Raw genomic sequence first — 17,441 nt, forward strand, 5'->3', positions numbered from 1 at the left:
ATCGAACCTCGCCTGCCAACCGCCTTGGGGCTCCGGGATTCGCTAGTGGAGGGCGCTACCGGCCTTCCACTTGTCCCAGGACAGCGACCAGTCGCCGTAGGTGTCCCACACCGGCAACGCCGGACCACCGGAGTTGGCGACCTCGACGACGTCGCCGAGCCCGAAGTGGTCGAAGAACCACTGCGCGTTGGCCTGGTCAAGATTGATGCAACCGTGCGAGACGTTGGAACTGCCCTGCTGGGCAACGCTGGCCGGGTTCTCGTGGACGAACTCGCCGTCGTTGGAGATGCGTTCGGCGAAGAACTCGTCGGACCGGTACGCATTCGGATCGGGCGGGCACACCCCGTAGGAGCAAGAGTCCATCGTGTACTTCTGCTGCTTGTCCGAGATCACGTGCGCACCGAGGTGCGTCGGGGTGACGTCCTTGCCCATGCTGATGGGCATCGTGTTGACGAGCTGACCGTTGTGGAAGATCTGCATCTGCTCGGTGTTGCCGTCCGCCTTCGCGATCCAGGAGTCGTGCACCGCGAAGTCGATGCTGCGGTCGGTCTGCCCGTACACCCCGCCGCCCAGGTCGACGCCGTAGAGGTTGATCTTCAGCGAGACCTTCGTGCCCGGCTGCCAGTAGTTCTGCGGCCGGTAGTGCACTTCCTTGTCGGAAAGCCAGTACCAGCCCCCGGGCTGGTTGGGGGTGCTGCTGATCTGCAGCGCCTTCTCCGCGGCGGCGCGATCCTTGATGGAGTGGTCGAACCGGACGACTATGGGTTGACCGACACCCACGTCGTGGGTCGACGGCGCCGGGACGACGCTCGGGTACGCCTGCGCCGCGGGGGCGAGCGTGTGGATCGCCTTATGCTGAGTGCTGGTCTTCCCGTCGCCGTCGACGACCGTCGCGGTCACGTCGTAGACCTTGGCGTAGGCGAGCACCTCGGTGGTGCGCCAGCTCGCCTGACCGTCCGCCATCTGCCCGGCGACCTGCTTGCCGTCGGGATTGGTCACGGTGACGGCCGTGAGCTTGCCGTTGTGGACCGACACGTCGATCGGCGTAGTCGGGTTCACCTGGTCGCCCCCGGCGGCCGTGATGTCGACGACCGGCGCGGGCTTGGGAGGCGCCTCGGCGCCCTGCCCGCCGCCTCCGGCCGGAGAGCACGCGGCCACCCCGATCAACGCCCCGAGAACAACACCTGCAACACACACCCGAAAGCGGACGAATTGCCGCATATTGCCTCGTCTCATTTGCTCACCCCACCTACAAGCGTAGTTTCACCTGCCACGCACGGGTTACGGGGTGCGACAAGACAAGAGCGGCGGGATATCGCACGGGGACAATAAATCCGAATTGAATGGAATTGCCCCGTATTGATTTACCGAGAGTTTTTCGATCACGACCTTTCGTCACGCCCCGCGCCCACCGCAACGCCCGCCGAGCCATACCACCCGCCCCGCGCGGAAGTCCAGCTCCCAGCCCCCTTCTCCAGCGGCTTCCAGGGCAGCCAGTCACGCGGAGACCTGAGGCCCGACCAGCGCATTTGTCCGGAGCAAGCGATCCCAAGAAGATCGACAGCGGAGTCTGCCTGAGGGGGTTGGCGTGTCCGGACTCGAAACAGCGTTCCTGCGGGTCGGCGGAACCGTCGTCAAGCACGTCGCCACGGCCTGGCTGACCAGGTGGAAGACCGAGAACCGCCGAGGCGCGGAGCTCACCGATCTGATCGCGCAGCGCTTCGGCGGGCTGCGCGAGCGGGACCGCCGCGCACTGCGCCGCAAGCTGGAGGAGGTCGGCGAGCTCGCCGGGGAACAGCTGGAAGAGCTATGCGCGCGGGAATTCGCCGACCTGGCGGAAGGCGAACGCCTCGCCACCCTCGACGCGGTCGTGGACGCCCTCACGGAGTCAGACCTGTCCGACGCCGTGCTCCTCGGCGCGGACCTGCATCCGATCTCGCTCGCCAAGCAGGTCCGCGACCAGGTGCCCGACGCACCCGCCCGCGCCGGGCTCGGCGCGGGCGCGCGGGCGCTGTTCGACCGCGCCCTGGACCAGAGCTGCGTGCAGCTGGTGCACCTGGTCCGCGAGCTGCCCGAATACGACTCCCGCCTGGCGGAGGAGACCCTGCGACGCGCATCCGACGTCCTGTCCGGCATCGACCGGGTCCTGGATCGATTACCGGTCACCAGCCTGGACGCACCCGCCGGGGCCGACCACGACGAGCAGTTCCGCGCCCGCTACCTCGACCTCGTCGCCAGACACAACGACGACTTGGAGCTGATCGGTGTCAGCATCCGGAACTTCCGCCCCAAGACCCGGCTTTCCGTGGCTTACCTCAGCCTCAGCGTCGACGAGGGGCACCACCGCAACGACCCGTGGTCCGCGCAGCACAAGCACCGCAACGAGTCGATGCGGGTCGAATCCGCGCTGAGCAGGGCAGAACGCACGCTGGTGCGCGGCGAGGCCGGTTCGGGCAAGAGCACCCTGCTGCGCTGGATCGCCGTGCAGTCGGCGCGCAACGGCTTCACCGGTGCGCTGCAGAAGTGGAACGGCCGCGTGCCGGTGCTGATCAAGCTCCGCGGCTACGCCGACCGCCCGCTGCCGCGCCCGGAGGAGTTCCTGTCCGAGCCGCTGAGCCCGCTGGTCGGTCCGGTTCCGGCCGACTGGATGCACCGCCGGCTGATCGCCGGTGAGGTGCTGCTGCTGGCCGACGGCGTGGACGAGCTCGTGGAGGACGAACGCGGCCGGGTCCGCGACTGGCTTGGCAACGTGCTGCAGAGCTACCCCAACACTGCCGTCGTGGTGACCGCACGACCTGCCGCGGCCAGCACCGCGTGGCTGCGCGCCGAAGCTTTCACCGCAGTCGATCTGGAGCACATGACCGCTTCGGACGTCCACGAGTTCCTGCGGCGCTGGCACCAGGCCCTGATCGACTCCGAGGTCGACGCCCTGCCCTTCGACCAGGCCGAGGTCCGGACCCACCACCGCAGCCTGATCGCGAAGCTCGACGCCCGTCCGCACCTGCGCAACCTGGCACGCAGCCCGCTGCTGTGCGCGATGTTGTGCGCGTTGAACCTCGATCGCGGCGGCGACCTGCCTCGCGATCGCAAGAACCTCTACGAGGCGGCGCTGGAGATGCTGCTGGTCCGGCGGGAATCGCTGCGCGGCATCCGGCACGAGATCGACCTGACCTACGCGCAGAAGCTGGTGCTGCTGCAGGACCTGGCGTTCTGGACTTCCTCCCGCGCGACATCCAGATCTCCGCGATCAACGCATACAGCCGCGCCCCCGCATCGCTGCGCACGCTGCGCGACCACCCTGAGCTGACCTACCTGCTGCTGAGCAACTCGACGAGCTGGCGCGACCACGACGTCCTCCGCGAACTACCCGGGCTCCGGCACCTCTTCTTCGCGCAGCGCCCCGGCCCGGACCGGCTGGACTTCCTGGACAACCTGCCGCGGCTGCGTGAGCTGTGGCTTTTCGAACTACAGGAGATAAGCGACTACGCGCCCATCACCAATAGCGCCGACCTGGAGGTGCTCAGCCTGCAGAACCCGCGCAAGATCGGCTTCCTGGCGGACCTGAGCGCGCTGCCACGACTGCGAGAACTGCACATCCACGACTGCGTGACCGCCGACGTCTTCGACCGCACCTACGAGTCGTTCCCCGAGCTGCGGCGGGTCCTGTTCAACAGGTGCTGGCTCACCGACCTCGCGGCGCTGGGCGCGCTGCCGGACCTCCGACGCCTGGAGATCATCGACTGCCCGTCGTTGACCAGCTTGGACGCCTTGCGGCGGATGCCGCGCCTGCGCACCGTGAACCTCCGCGGCGCCCGCCCCGGCCTCGACCTGCCACCGCTGGCCGGACGCGACATCCGGGTGGTCGTGGGCGCGAAGGACCGGGTCAAGGGCATCCCGCTGCTGAGGCCCGGCACCGTCCACCGGGTCTGAGAGCCTGTCGGCGAATGCCGTCCGCCCCTTTGGAAGCGGCGTAGCTGCTTGCATTCACCTTGCCAAGACGACCATCGGCGGGTTCTGAGAGGTTTTCTGGCGAGGACGGCCCCTCCGCCGCGTATTGGACATACATCAGGAGGGGCACCCGCAGTCCAGGGAACCTCTCAGGTTCCGCTAAGCGACCAGCCACCCAGACCATTCACCAACAGGCGCTGAGGCGCAGGCCAACTAGGCCGCCAGTTCGCGCAGCGCTGGGAGCAGCAGCCGGAGCGCTCGGCCCCGGTGGGAGTCGGCGTCCTTCTCCTCCGGGGAGAGCTCTGCGCTGGTTCGGGTTTCGCCTTCCGGGACGAAGACCGGGTCGTAGCCGAAGCCGTTGGCTCCGCGCTCCTCCCGGATCACCGTTCCTCGCCATTCGCCGCGCACCACGGATTCCGTGCCGTCCGGCAGCACCAGCGCCGACGCCGAGACGAATGCCGCGCCGCGGCGCTCGTCGGGGACGTCCGCGAGCTGGCCCAGCAGGAGGTCCAGGTTCGCCTGGTCATCGCCGTGCTTGCCGGACCAGCGGGCCGACAGGACGCCCGGCATGCCGTTGAGCGCGTCGACCGCGATCCCCGAGTCGTCGGCGACCGCGGGCAGGCCGGTGGCCTTCGCCGCGTCGGCGGCCTTCGCCACCGCGTTCTCCTCGAACGTCGCGCCCGTTTCCGGGGCTTCCGGGAACTCCGGGACGTCGGCCAGGCCGACTACCTCCACGCCCGTCACGCCCTCGGCTTCCAGGATTCGGCGCAGTTCCACCAGCTTCTTCTGGTTGCGGGTGGCCAGCAGGACGCGCGTCATGCGGCGCTCCCCGGCAGCTCGCCCGGGTAGGGCTCGGCAAGCGCCGCGGCCTGCAGCTGGGCGAGCTTGGCGCAGCCGTCCAGCGCGAAGTCGATCATTTTGTCCATCGTGGACCGCGTGTAGGTGGCACCCTCGCCGGTGCCCTGCACCTCCACCAGGGTGCCGTGGTCGGTGGCCACCACGTTCATGTCGACCTCGGCGCGGGAGTCTTCCTCGTAGGGCAAGTCCAGCCGCACCCGGCCATCCACCACTCCGACGCTGACCGCGGCGACCGAGCAGGACAGCGGCTTCGGGTCGGACAGCCGACCGGCCGCGCCCAGCCACGTCACCGCGTCCGCCAGCGCCACGTAGGCGCCGGTGATCGCGGCGGTGCGGGTGCCGCCGTCGGCCTGGATCACGTCGCAGTCCAGCGTGATGGTGTTCTCGCCCAGCGCCGCCATGTCGATGCAGGCCCGCAGCGAGCGGCCGATCAGCCGGCTGATCTCGTGGGTGCGACCGCCGATGCGGCCCTTCACCGACTCGCGGGCGCTGCGGGTGTTCGTCGAGGACGGCAGCATCGCGTACTCGGCGGTCACCCAACCCAGCCCGGAACCGGTCCGCCAGCGCGGCACGCCATCCTGGACGCTGGCCGCGCACAACACCCGGGTCTTGCCGAATTCCACCAGCACCGACCCGGCCGGCCAGTCCTGGTATCCGCGCGTGATCCGCACCTCTCGGAGCGCGTCGTCGCTCCGCCCGTCAGCTCGTGCCACGCCCCAACCCTAAGCCCGCCCTGCCCCCGCCCCGCCGACCACCCCTGGCACCCGGCCGGACGAACCGGGCACGCCGCGTCGGCGCGGGACGGCGCGCGTCAGGTGGGGGCGCCATTCCGCCGCCAGCTCTACGGTCGCCAGGCGTACCGGATGTCCGGTTCTCGTTCCTCGTTTCGCCGCCCGTCGGTCCGTTCGACCTCGACGAAGCCGTGCCGCTCGTAGAACCGCTGCGCCGGGGCGTTGACCTGGAACGTCCACAGGTCCAGTCCGCCGGGTCGGCGCCGCTTGGCCAGGTCCACGAACCTGCCACCCAGGCCACGGCCGCGCCACAACGGTTCGAGGTAGAGCTGGTCCAGCTCCGCGCCGTCGAGCACCAGGAGCCCAACGACCGAGCCCGCGTCGACGGCCACCCAGCATTCGCGTTGCGGCACGACGACACGCGAGAACCAGCTCCGCACCACGTCATCGCCGTGCGCGCGGCGCACGGTCGGCAGCGCTGCGGCAAAGGAACGCAGCCACACCTCGGCCATGTCGAGCGCATCGGCGTCACCGGCACGCCGGAGCACGAGGTGATCGTCCACGACGGCCGACTGTCGCAGAGGAGGCGTCGCGACGCAGCCGAATATCCGTCAGATGTCGTACGTTCCGTCGGCGACGACGAGCTCGGCGGGGCCGTCGAAGGCGGCCTTCGCCTCGGCGAGGATCGCGTCGCGATCCGCCCACGGCACGATGTGCGTGAGCAGCAGGCGGCGGGCCCGGGCCGTCTTCGCCACCTCCGCCGCTTGGCGCCCGGACAGGTGCACGCCGTCCGGCGCGTCCGGGAAGTCCGCCCAGGACGCCTCCGACAGTAGCGCGTCGGCGTCCGCGGCGAGTTCGGTCAGCTGCGGGCACGGCCCGGTATCGCCGGTGTAGGCCAGCACCTTGCCCTCGGCCGCCACGCGAAAACCCCACGCCGGGCACAGGTGCGCCATCGGCACCGCCTGCACCTCGAACGGCCCGATGCGCACCGGCTCCGCGGAAATCGGGACGAACTCGAACACATCCGACAGATCGGTCTCGGCGAGCTCGGCGGCGTTCGGCGCGTAGAGGGCGGCGAGCCGCTCCGGCGCGTTCTCGGGAGCGATCACCGGCAACGGGCGCTCGGTCGCGTCGTACAGGGGCTTCGGGTGGTAGCGGCGCAGCACTGCCAGCGCACCGAAATCCGCGCAGTGGTCGGGGTGCAGGTGGCTGAGGAACACCGCGTCGAGCTGGAATGGGTCGATGAACCGCTGCATCGCGCCGAGCGTGCCGTTGCCGAGGTCGAGCGCGATTCGCGTGCCGCCGGACTCCAGCAGGTACCCGGACGACGGCGAATCAGGGCCGGGAAAGCTGCCGGAACAACCGAGGATCGTCAGCTTCATGCGATCGAGCTTGACACGGTCAGCGGCCGAACGGCATCGGCCACAAGTGCCGGGCCGAGGAACCGGGCCGCCATCCGGGCAAACCGGTCAGGTGCGCCGGTGGCGCGGAACTCGTGCTCGGGCACCGCTTCCGGGGCTGCGAGCAGGTCGTTCTCGGTGAGCACCCGCAGCACGTCCTTGGCCGTCTCCTCCGCGCTGGAGACAAGCGTCACCTGATCACCCATCGCGAGTTGCAGCACCCCGGTGAGCATCGGGTAGTGCGTGCAGCCGAGCACCAGGGTGTCGACGTCGGCCTGCTGCAGCGGGTCCAGGTAGCTTTGCGCCAGGCCCAGGATCTGGCGGCCGCTGGTGATGCCGCGCTCGACGAAGTCCACGAAGCGCGGGCATGCCACCGTGGTGACCGTGATGCCCGGGGCGACGTTGAAAGCGTCGTCGTAGGCGCGGGACATGATGGTGGCCTTGGTGCCGATCACGCCGATCCGCCCGTTGCGGGTGGTCGCCACCGCTCGCCGCGCCGCGGGCAGGACCACTTCGACCACCGGGATCTGGTAGCGCTCCCGGGCGTCGCGCAGGCACGCTGCCGACGCGGTGTTGCAGGCGAGCACCAGCATCTTCACGCCCTCGTCCACCAGCGAGTCGGTGATCACGAGGGTTCGGGCGCGGATCTCCGCCAGCGGCATCGGACCGTACGGTGCGTTGGCCGTGTCGCCGACGTAGTGCAGCCTTTCGGCAGGCAGTTGGTCCATGATCGCGCGAGTCACGGTCAGCCCGCCGACGCCGGAGTCGAAGATCCCGATCGGTGCGTCAGTCACCCGGCCAGTTTGCCAGTCTCGGATCCCGCGGCCTGCCCGTGCGTGCTGCGCGCCACCAGCCAGGCCGCGAGCACCCCGCCCAGCGCGCCGAACAGGTGCCCCTCCCAGGAGATCCCGACCTGGCCGGGCAGCACTCCCCACAACATGCCGCCCCAGTAGAAGAACAACACGACAGCGACCAGGATCTGCGCGAAGCTGCGCTGGAAGAAGCCGCGCAGCAGCAGGAACACCATCCAGCCGAAGATCACCCCGGACGCGCCTACGTGCACGCCGGGCGCCCCGATCAGCCAGGTGCCGACGCCGCCGACGATCCAGACCGTCGCGGTCACCGCGACGAACTGCCGCAGCCCACCGGCCAGCACCAACCAGCCGAGCACCAGCAGCGGCAGCGTGTTGGCCCACAGGTGCCCCCAGCCGGCGTGCAGCAGCGGCGCCCACAGGATGCCGTCCAGGCCGCTGACGTCGCGCGGCGCGATGCCGTTGGCCTCGAGATCCGCCGCGGGGTCGGCGACGTCGAAGAGCTCGATGCCGTAGAGCACCGCGACGGCGACGAGCATGCCCACCGCGGCGCGCAGCGGATTCTGGGGCATCACTCGCGCCCGGCGGCGTTCAGGCAGTCGGTTCACACCAATGAGGCTACGCGGCGGAGACCCGGCTGGTCTCCGGGATGACCCTGAGTTCCGCCTCCGACAGCACTTCATTCGGGGCGAACCATGATCAACATCGGCTTCCCCGGTAAGGTTCCCGATCGTTGTGCTTCTTACCCGGAAAGGTGACTTGTGCAGGTCGACATCGCGGTACCGGCAGAGGCTCGGTCCGGACAGGCACCAACCTGGGACGTCGGCACCGACACGCTGCTCTGGACCGATGCGCCCGCCCACACCGCGCACCGCTACGTCCCCGGGCACACCGATCACGTGATGGGGCTGCCGCAGCAGGTCGGCGCCGCGAAACCGCGCAGCCGCGGCGGGCTGCTGCTGCACCTGGCCGAAGGCATCGCCCTGTTCGACGCCGGCGGTGCGCAGCGCACGTGGCTGGTCTACTGGGCCCGCGACGGCATCCGGCCCGGAGCGACCATGATCGACCGCAAGGGCCGGTTGTGGGCGACGACGGTGGGCGAAGGCGGCTGGCTGGCCCGCGTGACCGCGGACGGCGCGGCGAACATCGCGGTGCCGGGCCTGGTCGCCGGATACGGCATCGGTTGGAGCCCGGACGACACCCGGATGTACCTGTCGGACGGCGCGGCGCGGCGCATCGACGTGCTGGACTTCGACCTCGTCGCCGGTGCGGCCGGCAACCGCCGGGCGCTCGTCGACGTCGACGGCGAACCGGGCGGGCTGTGCATCGACGACGCGGGCCGGGTCTGGGTCGCGGTGCGCGACCGGGGCGAAATCCGCTGCTACACCGCGGAAGGCGAGCTGGAGCAGACGATCCCGCTGCCGGCCCGATGCCCGACGGACTGCTGCTTCGGCGGCCCGGCCCTGACGGACCTGTACGTCACCACGGCCCGCGACGGCCTACTGGACCCGACGGAAGCGGACGGAGCCCTGTTGGTCGCCCCGGACATCGGCACCGGAAACCGCCCCTACTCCTTCACCGGCTGACGCCCCCGCCGACCTCGTTCACCGCAATTTCCATTGAAATCGAAGGCCCAATTTCCATTGAAATTGCGGAATTTCCACAGGGTCCGGTGTGTCGTGACCCGACACGCCGGTGGATGTGGACAACTTCTTCAATTTCAATAATGGAAATCAGAGGTCTGATTTCCATTGAAATTGCGGACCGGGAGGTGCCCTTCAGGCGTCAGAGCTCGGTGCCGCCGGAGGCGGGTCAGGCCCAGAGTTGGCCTTCGAGGCGTTGGGCCGCTTCGTCGATGGTGCCGCTGTAGGCACCCGTCGACAGGTACTTCCAGCCCGCGTCCGCCACGATGAACGCGATGTCGGCCGACTCACCGTCCGCCGCCGCCTTCTCCGCGATGGTCAGCGCCGCGTGCAGCACGCCGCCGGTGGAGATGCCTGCGAAGATGCCTTCGCTCTCCAGCAGCTGGCGGGTCCGGCGCAACGCGTCGTAGGAGCCGACGGAGAACCGGCGGGTCAGCACGTCCGGGTCGTACAGCTCCGGCACGAACCCCTCGTCGAGATTGCGCAGGCCGTAGACCAGCTCGCCGTAGCGCGGTTCGGCCGCCACCACCTGCACACCCGGCTTCTGCTGGCGCAGGTAGCGGCCCACCCCGACCAGGGTGCCGGTGGTGCCCAGCCCGGCCACGAAGTGCGTGACGGTCGGCAGGTCCCGCAGGATCTCCGGGCCGGTCGTGCGGAAGTGCGCGTCGGCGTTGGCCGGGTTGCCGTACTGGTAGAGCATCACCCAGTCCGGGTTCTGCTGGGCCAGTTCCTTGGCCACCGCGACCGCCTGGTTCGACCCACCAGCCGCGGGCGAGGAGATGATCCGCGTCCCGTAGGCCTGCAGCAGCTGCCGGCGCTCCTCCGAGGTGTTCTCCGGCATCACGCAGACCAGGCCGTAGCCCTTGAGCTTGGCGGCCATGGCCAGCGAGATCCCGGTGTTGCCGGAGGTCGGCTCCAGGATCGTGCAGCCGTGGGTGAGCCGGCCTTCCTTCTCGGCCGCCTCGATCATGGCCAGCGCCGCCCGGTCCTTGATCGAACCGGTCGGGTTGCGGTCCTCCAGCTTGGCCCACAGCCGGACGTCCGGTGCCGGTGACAGGTGCGGCAACCCCACCAGCGGGGTGTCACCGAGCGCGTCCAGCAACGAGTCGTAACGAGCCACGGTGCGCCTCCTCCTTGCCCTCTACCTGCAGAGGATGTCTTCTGTTTCCAAACGGCGCAGCCGCTTGGCCCACCTCGCGATCGGCACCGCCGTGGATTCTCAGACGTCCTCTCGCGAGGACAGACCCAGCGCCGCGTATTCGGCATGCAACGGGGATCCCGGAATCGAGAAGGCGTCTGAGGTTCCGCCACCGGCACCGCTTCGCGAAGCGGGTCCGCGGAAGGCGCTTAGCGCATGCCGCCGGCGACGGCGGGCAGGATCGTGACGCTGTCGCCGTCGGCGACCTTGGCTTCCAGACCGCCGGCGAAGCGGACGTCCTCGTCGTTGACGTAGACGTTGACGAAGCGGTGCAGATTGCCTTCCTTGACCAGGCGGTCCTTCAGGCCGTTGAAGTTGGTGTCGAGGTCGTTGATCACCTCGGCCACGGTGTTGCCCGAGGCCTCGACGGACTTCTGGCCGCCGGTGTGGGTGCGCAGGATGGTCGGGATCGAAACGTTGACTGCCATGGGGAACCTCCTGTCCACGAAGGACTTTCGTTGGGAACGGGACGCGAACACGAGTGGGCGAGCCGCGGCTCAGTCGAGGTCTGGAACCTCGTCGGCACCGGTGTGGGCGAACATGTACGACTCCACGACCTCCACCGGCTCTTCGGTCACCTGACCGTCGAGGATCCGGTAGGAACGCAGCTCATGGGTCTTCGGGTCCCGGGTGGACACGAGCACGTAGTGCGCGTTGGGCTCCGAGGCGTAGGAGACGTCGGTGCGCGATGGGTAGGCCTCGGTCGAGGTGTGCGAGTGGTAGATGACCACCGGCTCCTCGCCGCCTGCGTCCATCTCGCGCCACACCTTCAGCTGTTCACCGGAGTCGAACCGGTAGAAGGTGGGCGAGCGCTCGGCGTTGATCATCTCGATCAGGCGCGTCGGGCGGTCCGACCCTTCCGGGCCGGCAATCACGCCGCACGCCTCGTCCGGGTGGTCCCGTCGGGCATGCGCGACCATCGCATCGACCAGGTCGCGTCGGATCACCAGCACAGCAACCATCCTAGTAGGTGAGGCACCGGCCTCCCACGATGTGGAAAATTCTTGCACCGGTGCGGCTTCGTCGGGCGAAACGCAGGTACACGATGATTCATTCCCGCGCCGAGGGGTAGAGCCGCGTGTAGGAAGTCACCTCATCGACCGGGTCCGCGGCCAGCACGCCGCGCACGATCGCCCGCGCCACGACATCCGCGGCGACCGCGCACACCGCGTCCAGCCGCGCCGCCCAGTCCTGCTCCCCCGGCGCGGGCAGGGCGGCCCCGGTGCCGGTGGCCAGCGCGAACATCGTGTCGCCGTCGACCAGCAGGTGCGCGGGCCGGACCGCGCGGGCCAGCCCGTCCTGTGCGGCGACCGCCAGCCGCCTGCACTCGGCCTTGGACAGCTCCAGGTCGGTGGCGACCACGCCGATCGTGGTGTTGAGCGGCCGGTCGATCGGGCCGTGCCGGCCCGGGCGCTTGCCGAACAGCCGCCGACCCGCCTCCACCTCGGCGGGGTCGGGCGCGCGGAGCCCGGCCGTCGGGATCCACGGCAGCCCGGTGTCCGGGTCGATCGCCGACCCCGCGGCGTTGACCGCCACCAGGGCGCCGACGGTGGTGCCGTCGTCCAGCACGGCGCTGGCCGTGCCGATGCCGCCCTTGACGGTCCCGACCACGGCGCCGGTGCCCGCGCCGACGTTGCCCTCCCGGGTCTCGGTGCGGATCGCGTTCTCGCAGGCCCGGTGGCCGAAGCCGGCGTCGGGCCGGTTGCCCCAGTCGCCCATCGGGACGTCGAAGATCACCGCGCCCGGCACCACCGGGACCACGTGCTTCGGGTCGGGACCGACCCGCACGCCGTGCCCCCGATCGCCGAGCCAGCGCATCACCCCGTCGGCGGCCGCGAGGCCGTAGGCGCTGCCGCCGCTGAGGACGATGCCGTGCACCTTCTGCACCAGGTGGCTCGGTTCGAGCACGTCCGTTTCCCTGGTTCCCGGGCCGCCGCCGCGGACGTCCACCGCCGCCGTCGCCCCGTCCGGCACTAGGACCACGCTGGTGCCGGTCGCCCAGTGCTCGTCGAGCCGCTGCTCGTGCCCGACCTGCACACCGTCGACGTCGACGATCGCATCGAGCGCTCCCGACCGGGTCATCCGGCAGGCTCCTCTCTTCCGGGGTCGTGGGTGTTTCGGGCAGCTGTGACAGCCCAAAAGCACTCACGAGTCACGTACCAACCGCACATCGTCGTCATTCACGCTGGCATCACGTTAACCAGACGTAAAGGAATCGCCGCCGTTCTTGTTGTCGCCCCGCCGCCTCCGCACTGTGAGTCCGTTCACTATGAGGAGGATGGATGTCAACTGAGGTGCACAGCCGCGACGATGCGGCTCGCTCCGGCGGCGAGCGCAGGGTGGTCGCCAACGTCATTCGCGGCTCGATCGGCAACTTGATCGAGTGGTACGACTGGTACGCCTACACCGCGTTCAGCGTGTACTTCGCGGCGGCGTTCTTCCCGAAGGGCGACCTGACCGCCCAACTGCTCAACACCGCGGCCGTGTTCGCCGTCGGCTTCCTGATGCGCCCCCTCGGCGGCTGGCTGCTCGGCCGCTACGCGGACCGCTTCGGCCGCCGTGCCGCGCTGACCTTCTCGGTGACGCTGATGGCCTGCGGCTCGCTGTTGATCGCGCTGACCCCGGGCTACAACACCATCGGCCTCGGCGCCCCGCTGCTGCTAATGCTCGCCCGGTTGGTGCAGGGACTCTCCGTGGGCGGCGAGTACGCGACGTCGGCGACGTACCTGTCCGAGGTGGCCTCCGCGGGCAAGCGCGGCTTCTACTCCAGCTTCCAGTACGTGACGCTCGTCGCCGGACAGCTCACCGCGCTGGGCGTGCAGATCGTGCTGCTCCAGGTGCTCAGCAATGACCAGATGGAGTCGTGGGGCTGGCGGATCCCGTTCGTGATCGGCGCGATCGGCGCGGTGATCGTGATGTGGCTGCGCCGGGGCATGGACGAAACCGATAGCTACAAGGCCGCCGCGGGGGGCACCGAGTCGCGCGGCACCTTGAAGGCGCTGCTGCAGTACCCCAAGGAGTGCCTGCTCGTCGTCGGGCTGACCCTCGGCGGCACCGTGGCGTTCTACACGTACACGACGTACCTGCAGAAGTACATGGTGGCCACCTCGGGCATCGAAAAGGGCACCGTCGCCTGGATCAACTTCCTGGCGCTGCTGGTGTTCCTGTGCCTGCAGCCGCTGGCGGGCGCGCTGTCGGACCGCATCGGCCGCCGCTCGCTGCTGCTGGCCTTCGGGGTCGGTGGCACCGTGCTGACCGTGCCGATCATGACGCTGCTCGGCTCGACCAAGAACCCGGCGGCTGCGTTCGGGCTGATGTTGGCCGGTCTGGTGATCGTCACCGGCTACACCTCGATCAACGCGATCGTGAAGGCAGAACTGTTCCCGGCCAACATCCGCGCGCTCGGCGTCGGCCTGCCGTACGCGCTGACGGTGGCGATCTTCGGCGGCTGGTCGGAGCCCCTCGCGCTGTGGCTGAAGCAGGCTGGCGTAGAGCAGGTGTACTTCTGGTACGTCTCGGGCTGCGTGCTGATCTCGCTTCTGGTGTACCTGCGGATGCGCGAGACCTCGAAGGACTCCCACCTCGACCGGTGACCCGGCGCATGGCCGTACTCTGAGCGGGGTTTCGGAGGTGGCCGGTGCGCGTGCTTCTCGTCGAGGACGACGACGGCGTGGCGAACGCGCTCGTCGAAGTCCTCGCCGCGCACGGCCACCGGCCCACCCGGGTGTCCCGCGGCGCCGACGCGCTGACCCGCCACCGGGAGCACGACCTGGTGCTGCTCGACCTGGGCCTGCCGGACGCCGACGGCCTCGACGTGCTGCGGAAGCTCCGCCGGATCGGGCCGATCCCGGTTGTGGTGCTGACCGCCCGCGGCGAGGAGCGCATGGTCGTCCGCGGCCTGCGCTCCGGCGCGGACGACTACCTGGTCAAGCCGGTGCGGATGGCGGAGCTGCTGGCCCGGATCGAGGCGGTGGCCCGGCGCGGTCGCCTGCCGGGCGCGGCCGCCGACGAGATCCAGGTCGGCGACGTGCACGTCGAACTGCGGACCCGCCGGGTGCGGGTCGACGGCCGCGATGTGGAGCTGACGCCGAAGGAGTTCGACGTGCTCGCGGTGCTGGCGGGCGAGGCGGGCAGCGCGGTCAGCCGGCAGCGCCTGATGGACGAGGTCTGGGGCGACGCCTACCTGGCGGTCTCCCGATCCCTGGACGTGCACATCGCGCAGCTGCGCGCCAAACTCGCCCGCCCCGAACTGCTGGTGACGATCCGCGGATTCGGCTACCGCTTCGGGGACTGAAACCGCTGCTCACGGGGCCGTGAGACTTTTGGGCAGCGATGGCGACCCAGCAGACTCACGGCCCCGGACCTGCGGGAAACCGCCGCTCGGTCCAGTCGGCACGGAAAGTACGGTTGACCAAGTGGAATCTCCTGGACGGCGTGAAAGCTGATGCGCAAGCGACTGTTGTTGGTGCTGCTCACCTTCTCGGTCCTCGCGGTCGCCGGGTTCGCCGCTCCGCTGCTGCGCGCCACCGCCGCGGAGCGGACGCAGCAGCTGGTGCTGGCCCGCACCGCCGACCTGGACCGGTTCGCCGCGCTCGCCGACCACGCCTTCAGCACCGGCGACACCACCCAGCTGATCGCCGAGGCCGGCCGCTACACCGAGCTCTACGGCGAGCCGCTCGTGGTGGTCGACGCGAACCGCGCGCCGGTGGTGGAAACAGGCGGGATGCGCGCCGCCGAGGTGGCCGAGTCGATCGACAAGGCGCTGCGTAACGAGCTGGCGGGGCCGGTGCCGTGGCTCCGGCCGTGGTCCGGGGGAGAGCTGGTGCGGTACCGGCCGGTCGGCGACGGCATGCGAGTGACCGGTGCGATCGTCCTGCGCGCCTCGGTGCAGCACGCGACGCAGGACATCGCCGGGCGGTGGGCGCTGATCGCGGCGGGCGCGCTGAGCGCGCTGGCGGTGTGCGGGCTACTGGCGCTGGTGCTGGGCCGGTGGATCCTGCGGCCGCTGGCGGAGCTGCGGGCCGGGGTGCGGGCGGTGGGCGCCGGTTCGCGCCGCTCGCGGGTACCGGAGGACGCCGGCCCGCCGGAGCTGCGGGAACTGGCGGTGTCGTTCAACCGGATGTCGGAGGCGGTCGCGGACGCCGAGGAGCAGCAGCGGCGGCTCGTCGCGGACGCGTCGCACCAGCTGCGCAACCCGATGGCCGCGCTGCGCCTGCGGGTCGACGCGCTGGAACGGCGGATCACGCCGGAAGGTACGCAGAACTACCGGTCGACGCTGGACGAGGTGGACCGCTTGGAGTCGCTGCTGGACCGGCTGCTGGACCTGGCCACCGCCGACCGCGAACCCGCGGAGTCCGCAGTGGAACCCTGCGAGGTGGACATCGTGGTGGCCGACCGGATCGAGGCGTGGCGATCCGCTGCCGAGGCGGCCGGGATCCGGTTGGCAGAGGCCCGGCTGGACCCAGCCGAGGCGGACCTCCCGGCGGACGACCTCGCCCAAGTCCTCGACATCCTGCTGGACAACGCCATCAAGTACGCCGGACAGGGGGCGACCGTCTCGGTGACCTGTGAGGTCGGCCCCGGCAGCTGCGCGCTCACCGTCAGCGACACCGGCCCGGGGCTGTCCGGCAAGGAGATATCCCTCGCCGCGCGGCGCTTCTGGCGCGCCGGGCGGCATCGCGGCAGTCGCGGTTCCGGGCTCGGGCTGGCGATCGCCGACCGCCTGGTGACAGCTCGCGATGGCTCGCTGCGCATCGAACCCGCCCAGCCGCACGGCCTGTCGGTTCGACTGGAACTGCCGTCTCGGGAGGACGCGTGATGCGCCGCCGAGCCCTGCTCGCGCTCGCCGGCGCCGGGCTGCTCAGCGCCTGCACCGGGCAGACGCCCGAGCGAACGCTCCGCATCGCCGCCGGCGAGCCCGGCGGGTTCTACACCGCCTTCGCCAGGCAGTTGGCCGCCGAGGTGCCGGCAACCGTGCCGGGCCTGCGGATGGCGGTGTCGAGCAGCCAGGGCAGCGTCGCGAACGTCGAATTGTTGCGCGACGGGCAGGCCGATCTCGGCATGGTGCTCGCCCACACCGCCGCGGCGGCGCAGAACGGCGACCTCGGCCCGCGGATTCCGCTGCGCGCCTTGGGCCGGGTTTACGAGAACTACACGCAGCTGGTCGTGCTGGCCGACAGCGCCGTGCACAGCATCGATGAGCTGGCCGGACGCAGGGTTTCGATCGGTGCCCCGAAGTCCGGTACCGCGATGCTCGGGGCCCACCTGCTCGCGAAGCACCGCGGGGTGCACAGCGAAGCGCTGCCGCTCGAAGACGCGATCGCGGCGTTGGAGCGCCGGCGGATCGACGCGCTGCTGTGGTCCGGCGGCCTCCCGACGCCGGTGCTCAAGACGCTCGACGACCGGGTCGGCATCCGCCTGCTGCCGCTGGACACGACGGCGGCCGGCTGCGGTCCGATGTGCGAGCCGGTCGTGGTGCCGCCCCGCGCTTACCGGCACACCGGCGGAGTCCCCACGGTCGGGGTGCCCAACATCCTGGCTTGCACCCCGGAACTTCCCGTGGACCTGGCCGAAGCGGTGGCCCGGATCCTGGTGCTCCGCGCGCCGTTCCTGGTCCCACGGGAAACGGTGGGCACCCAGTTCCTGGACGTCCGCAACCTGATCGGTACCGGCGCGGTACCGCTGCACCCCGGCGCCGAACGCGCCTACCGCGACCTCCACGGCTGAATGCAGGTGTTCCAAACTCGTTTTGCGTGGCTGCGCGGGTAGCCGAACCTCAGGACCCACGTCGAGCGGAAGGAGCGAACGGACCGTTCGTGCCGTCTATCGGCGTGAACAGTCCGTTCGCTCCG

General features: G+C 70.1%; 18 protein-coding genes. 7 read left to right on the forward strand and 11 right to left on the reverse strand.

The genetic code is table 11. The annotated features are described in order from the left end of the window. Positions 1-42: 42 nt before the first annotated feature. Positions 43-1,221 (reverse strand): L,D-transpeptidase, encoded by a 1,179-nt coding sequence (locus DL519_RS24325; protein WP_190818225.1) that lies wholly within the window; start codon positions 1,219-1,221, stop codon positions 43-45. Positions 1,222-1,588: 367 nt separating this feature from the next. Here DL519_RS24325 and DL519_RS24330 point away from each other — a divergent pair, with 367 nt between their 5' ends. Together DL519_RS24330 and DL519_RS24335 are read left to right on the forward strand one after the other, a co-directional pair. Then, complete coding sequence (locus DL519_RS24330; protein WP_223839484.1) at positions 1,589-3,307, forward strand: NACHT domain-containing protein; 1,719 nt, start codon at positions 1,589-1,591, stop codon at positions 3,305-3,307. A gap of 209 nt (positions 3,308-3,516) precedes the next feature. Beyond that, positions 3,517-3,930 (forward strand): leucine-rich repeat domain-containing protein, encoded by a 414-nt coding sequence (locus DL519_RS24335; protein ID WP_190818227.1) that lies wholly within the window; start codon positions 3,517-3,519, stop codon positions 3,928-3,930. A gap of 231 nt (positions 3,931-4,161) precedes the next feature. Here the strand turns inward: DL519_RS24335 and rdgB are convergent, their stop codons facing one another. The 6 genes from rdgB to DL519_RS24365 form a co-directional block, all read right to left on the reverse strand. After that, positions 4,162-4,767 (reverse strand): RdgB/HAM1 family non-canonical purine NTP pyrophosphatase, encoded by a 606-nt coding sequence (gene rdgB, locus DL519_RS24340; RefSeq protein ID WP_190818229.1) that lies wholly within the window; start codon positions 4,765-4,767, stop codon positions 4,162-4,164. After that, complete coding sequence (rph, locus tag DL519_RS24345) at positions 4,764-5,519, reverse strand: ribonuclease PH (RefSeq protein WP_168586826.1); 756 nt, start codon at positions 5,517-5,519, stop codon at positions 4,764-4,766. Before rph ends, rdgB begins: the two co-directional genes overlap by 4 nt. 128 nt (positions 5,520-5,647) lie before the next feature. Continuing rightward, positions 5,648-6,100, reverse strand: coding sequence for a GNAT family N-acetyltransferase (locus DL519_RS24350; protein WP_223839486.1), 453 nt, complete (start codon positions 6,098-6,100; stop codon positions 5,648-5,650). A gap of 48 nt (positions 6,101-6,148) precedes the next feature. Continuing rightward, positions 6,149-6,919 (reverse strand): MBL fold metallo-hydrolase, encoded by a 771-nt coding sequence (locus DL519_RS24355; protein WP_190818231.1) that lies wholly within the window; start codon positions 6,917-6,919, stop codon positions 6,149-6,151. Beyond that, on the reverse strand, positions 6,916-7,731 hold the full coding sequence (gene murI / locus DL519_RS24360; RefSeq protein WP_190818233.1) for a glutamate racemase: 816 nt from the start codon (positions 7,729-7,731) through the stop codon (positions 6,916-6,918). The genes DL519_RS24355 and murI overlap by 4 nt, the downstream gene beginning before the upstream one ends. Beyond that, positions 7,728-8,324 carry a rhomboid family intramembrane serine protease gene (locus DL519_RS24365; RefSeq protein WP_190824184.1) on the reverse strand — a complete coding sequence of 199 codons (597 nt, stop codon included), beginning with the start codon at positions 8,322-8,324 and terminating at the stop codon, positions 7,728-7,730. Before DL519_RS24365 ends, murI begins: the two co-directional genes overlap by 4 nt. Before the next feature lie 186 nt (positions 8,325-8,510). On the opposite strand from DL519_RS24365, the gene DL519_RS24370 reads away from it, so the two are divergent. Beyond that, a complete protein-coding gene (locus tag DL519_RS24370; RefSeq protein ID WP_190818234.1) occupies positions 8,511-9,335 on the forward strand; it encodes an SMP-30/gluconolactonase/LRE family protein in 825 nt (274 codons plus the stop codon). A gap of 226 nt (positions 9,336-9,561) precedes the next feature. On the opposite strand, the gene DL519_RS24375 is transcribed toward DL519_RS24370, so the two are convergent. The 4 genes from DL519_RS24375 to DL519_RS24390 all read right to left on the reverse strand — a co-directional run bounded on the left by DL519_RS24375 (position 9,562) and on the right by DL519_RS24390 (position 12,672). After that, positions 9,562-10,512 (reverse strand): PLP-dependent cysteine synthase family protein, encoded by a 951-nt coding sequence (locus tag DL519_RS24375; RefSeq protein ID WP_190818235.1) that lies wholly within the window; start codon positions 10,510-10,512, stop codon positions 9,562-9,564. A gap of 227 nt (positions 10,513-10,739) precedes the next feature. Continuing rightward, the gene (locus DL519_RS24380; RefSeq protein WP_190818236.1) at positions 10,740-11,018 is read right to left on the reverse strand and encodes a MoaD/ThiS family protein; all 279 of its coding nucleotides are present in this window, start codon (positions 11,016-11,018) and stop codon (positions 10,740-10,742) included. A 69-nt stretch (positions 11,019-11,087) separates the two neighbouring features. Next, the gene (locus DL519_RS24385) at positions 11,088-11,543 is read right to left on the reverse strand and encodes a M67 family metallopeptidase (RefSeq protein ID WP_305852035.1); all 456 of its coding nucleotides are present in this window, start codon (positions 11,541-11,543) and stop codon (positions 11,088-11,090) included. A gap of 97 nt (positions 11,544-11,640) precedes the next feature. Beyond that, entirely contained in the window at positions 11,641-12,672 is a 1,032-nt protein-coding gene (locus tag DL519_RS24390) for a P1 family peptidase (protein WP_190818237.1), read from the reverse strand. Positions 12,673-12,872: 200 nt separating this feature from the next. Between DL519_RS24390 and DL519_RS24395 the strand changes: the two genes are divergently transcribed. The 4 genes from DL519_RS24395 (at position 12,873) to DL519_RS24410 (ending at position 17,316) form a co-directional block, all read left to right on the forward strand. After that, positions 12,873-14,183 carry an MFS transporter gene (locus tag DL519_RS24395; RefSeq protein ID WP_190818238.1) on the forward strand — a complete coding sequence of 437 codons (1,311 nt, stop codon included), beginning with the start codon at positions 12,873-12,875 and terminating at the stop codon, positions 14,181-14,183. 44 nt (positions 14,184-14,227) lie between these two features. Beyond that, positions 14,228-14,884, forward strand: a complete 657-nt coding sequence (locus DL519_RS24400) for a response regulator transcription factor (RefSeq protein ID WP_190818239.1) — start codon at positions 14,228-14,230, stop codon at positions 14,882-14,884. 150 nt (positions 14,885-15,034) lie between these two features. Next, positions 15,035-16,408, forward strand: coding sequence for a sensor histidine kinase (locus DL519_RS24405; RefSeq protein WP_190818241.1), 1,374 nt, complete (start codon positions 15,035-15,037; stop codon positions 16,406-16,408). Further along, positions 16,408-17,316 (forward strand): TAXI family TRAP transporter solute-binding subunit, encoded by a 909-nt coding sequence (locus tag DL519_RS24410; protein ID WP_190818243.1) that lies wholly within the window; start codon positions 16,408-16,410, stop codon positions 17,314-17,316. Before DL519_RS24405 ends, DL519_RS24410 begins: the two co-directional genes overlap by 1 nt. The last annotated feature ends 125 nt before the right edge of the window (positions 17,317-17,441 follow it).

The organism is Saccharopolyspora pogona (assembly GCF_014697215.1).
GTDB classification, from domain to species: Bacteria; Actinomycetota; Actinomycetes; order Mycobacteriales; family Pseudonocardiaceae; genus Saccharopolyspora; species Saccharopolyspora hattusasensis.

Excerpts from the sequence above, each read along its gene's own strand:
- DL519_RS24395 (WP_190818238.1), top strand. The coding sequence starts at position 12,873 with ATGTCAACTGAGGTGCACAGCCGCGACGATGCGGCTCGCTCCGGCGGC.
- DL519_RS24325 (WP_190818225.1), bottom strand. The coding sequence starts at position 1,221 with ATGCGGCAATTCGTCCGCTTTCGGGTGTGTGTTGCAGGTGTTGTTCTC.
- DL519_RS24405 (WP_190818241.1), top strand. The coding sequence starts at position 15,035 with ATGCGCAAGCGACTGTTGTTGGTGCTGCTCACCTTCTCGGTCCTCGCG.
- DL519_RS24355 (WP_190818231.1), bottom strand. The coding sequence starts at position 6,919 with ATGAAGCTGACGATCCTCGGTTGTTCCGGCAGCTTTCCCGGCCCTGAT.
- DL519_RS24410 (WP_190818243.1), top strand. The coding sequence starts at position 16,408 with ATGCGCCGCCGAGCCCTGCTCGCGCTCGCCGGCGCCGGGCTGCTCAGC.
- DL519_RS24390 (WP_190818237.1), bottom strand. The coding sequence starts at position 12,672 with ATGACCCGGTCGGGAGCGCTCGATGCGATCGTCGACGTCGACGGTGTG.
- DL519_RS24380 (WP_190818236.1), bottom strand. The coding sequence starts at position 11,018 with ATGGCAGTCAACGTTTCGATCCCGACCATCCTGCGCACCCACACCGGC.
- rdgB (WP_190818229.1), bottom strand. The coding sequence starts at position 4,767 with ATGACGCGCGTCCTGCTGGCCACCCGCAACCAGAAGAAGCTGGTGGAA.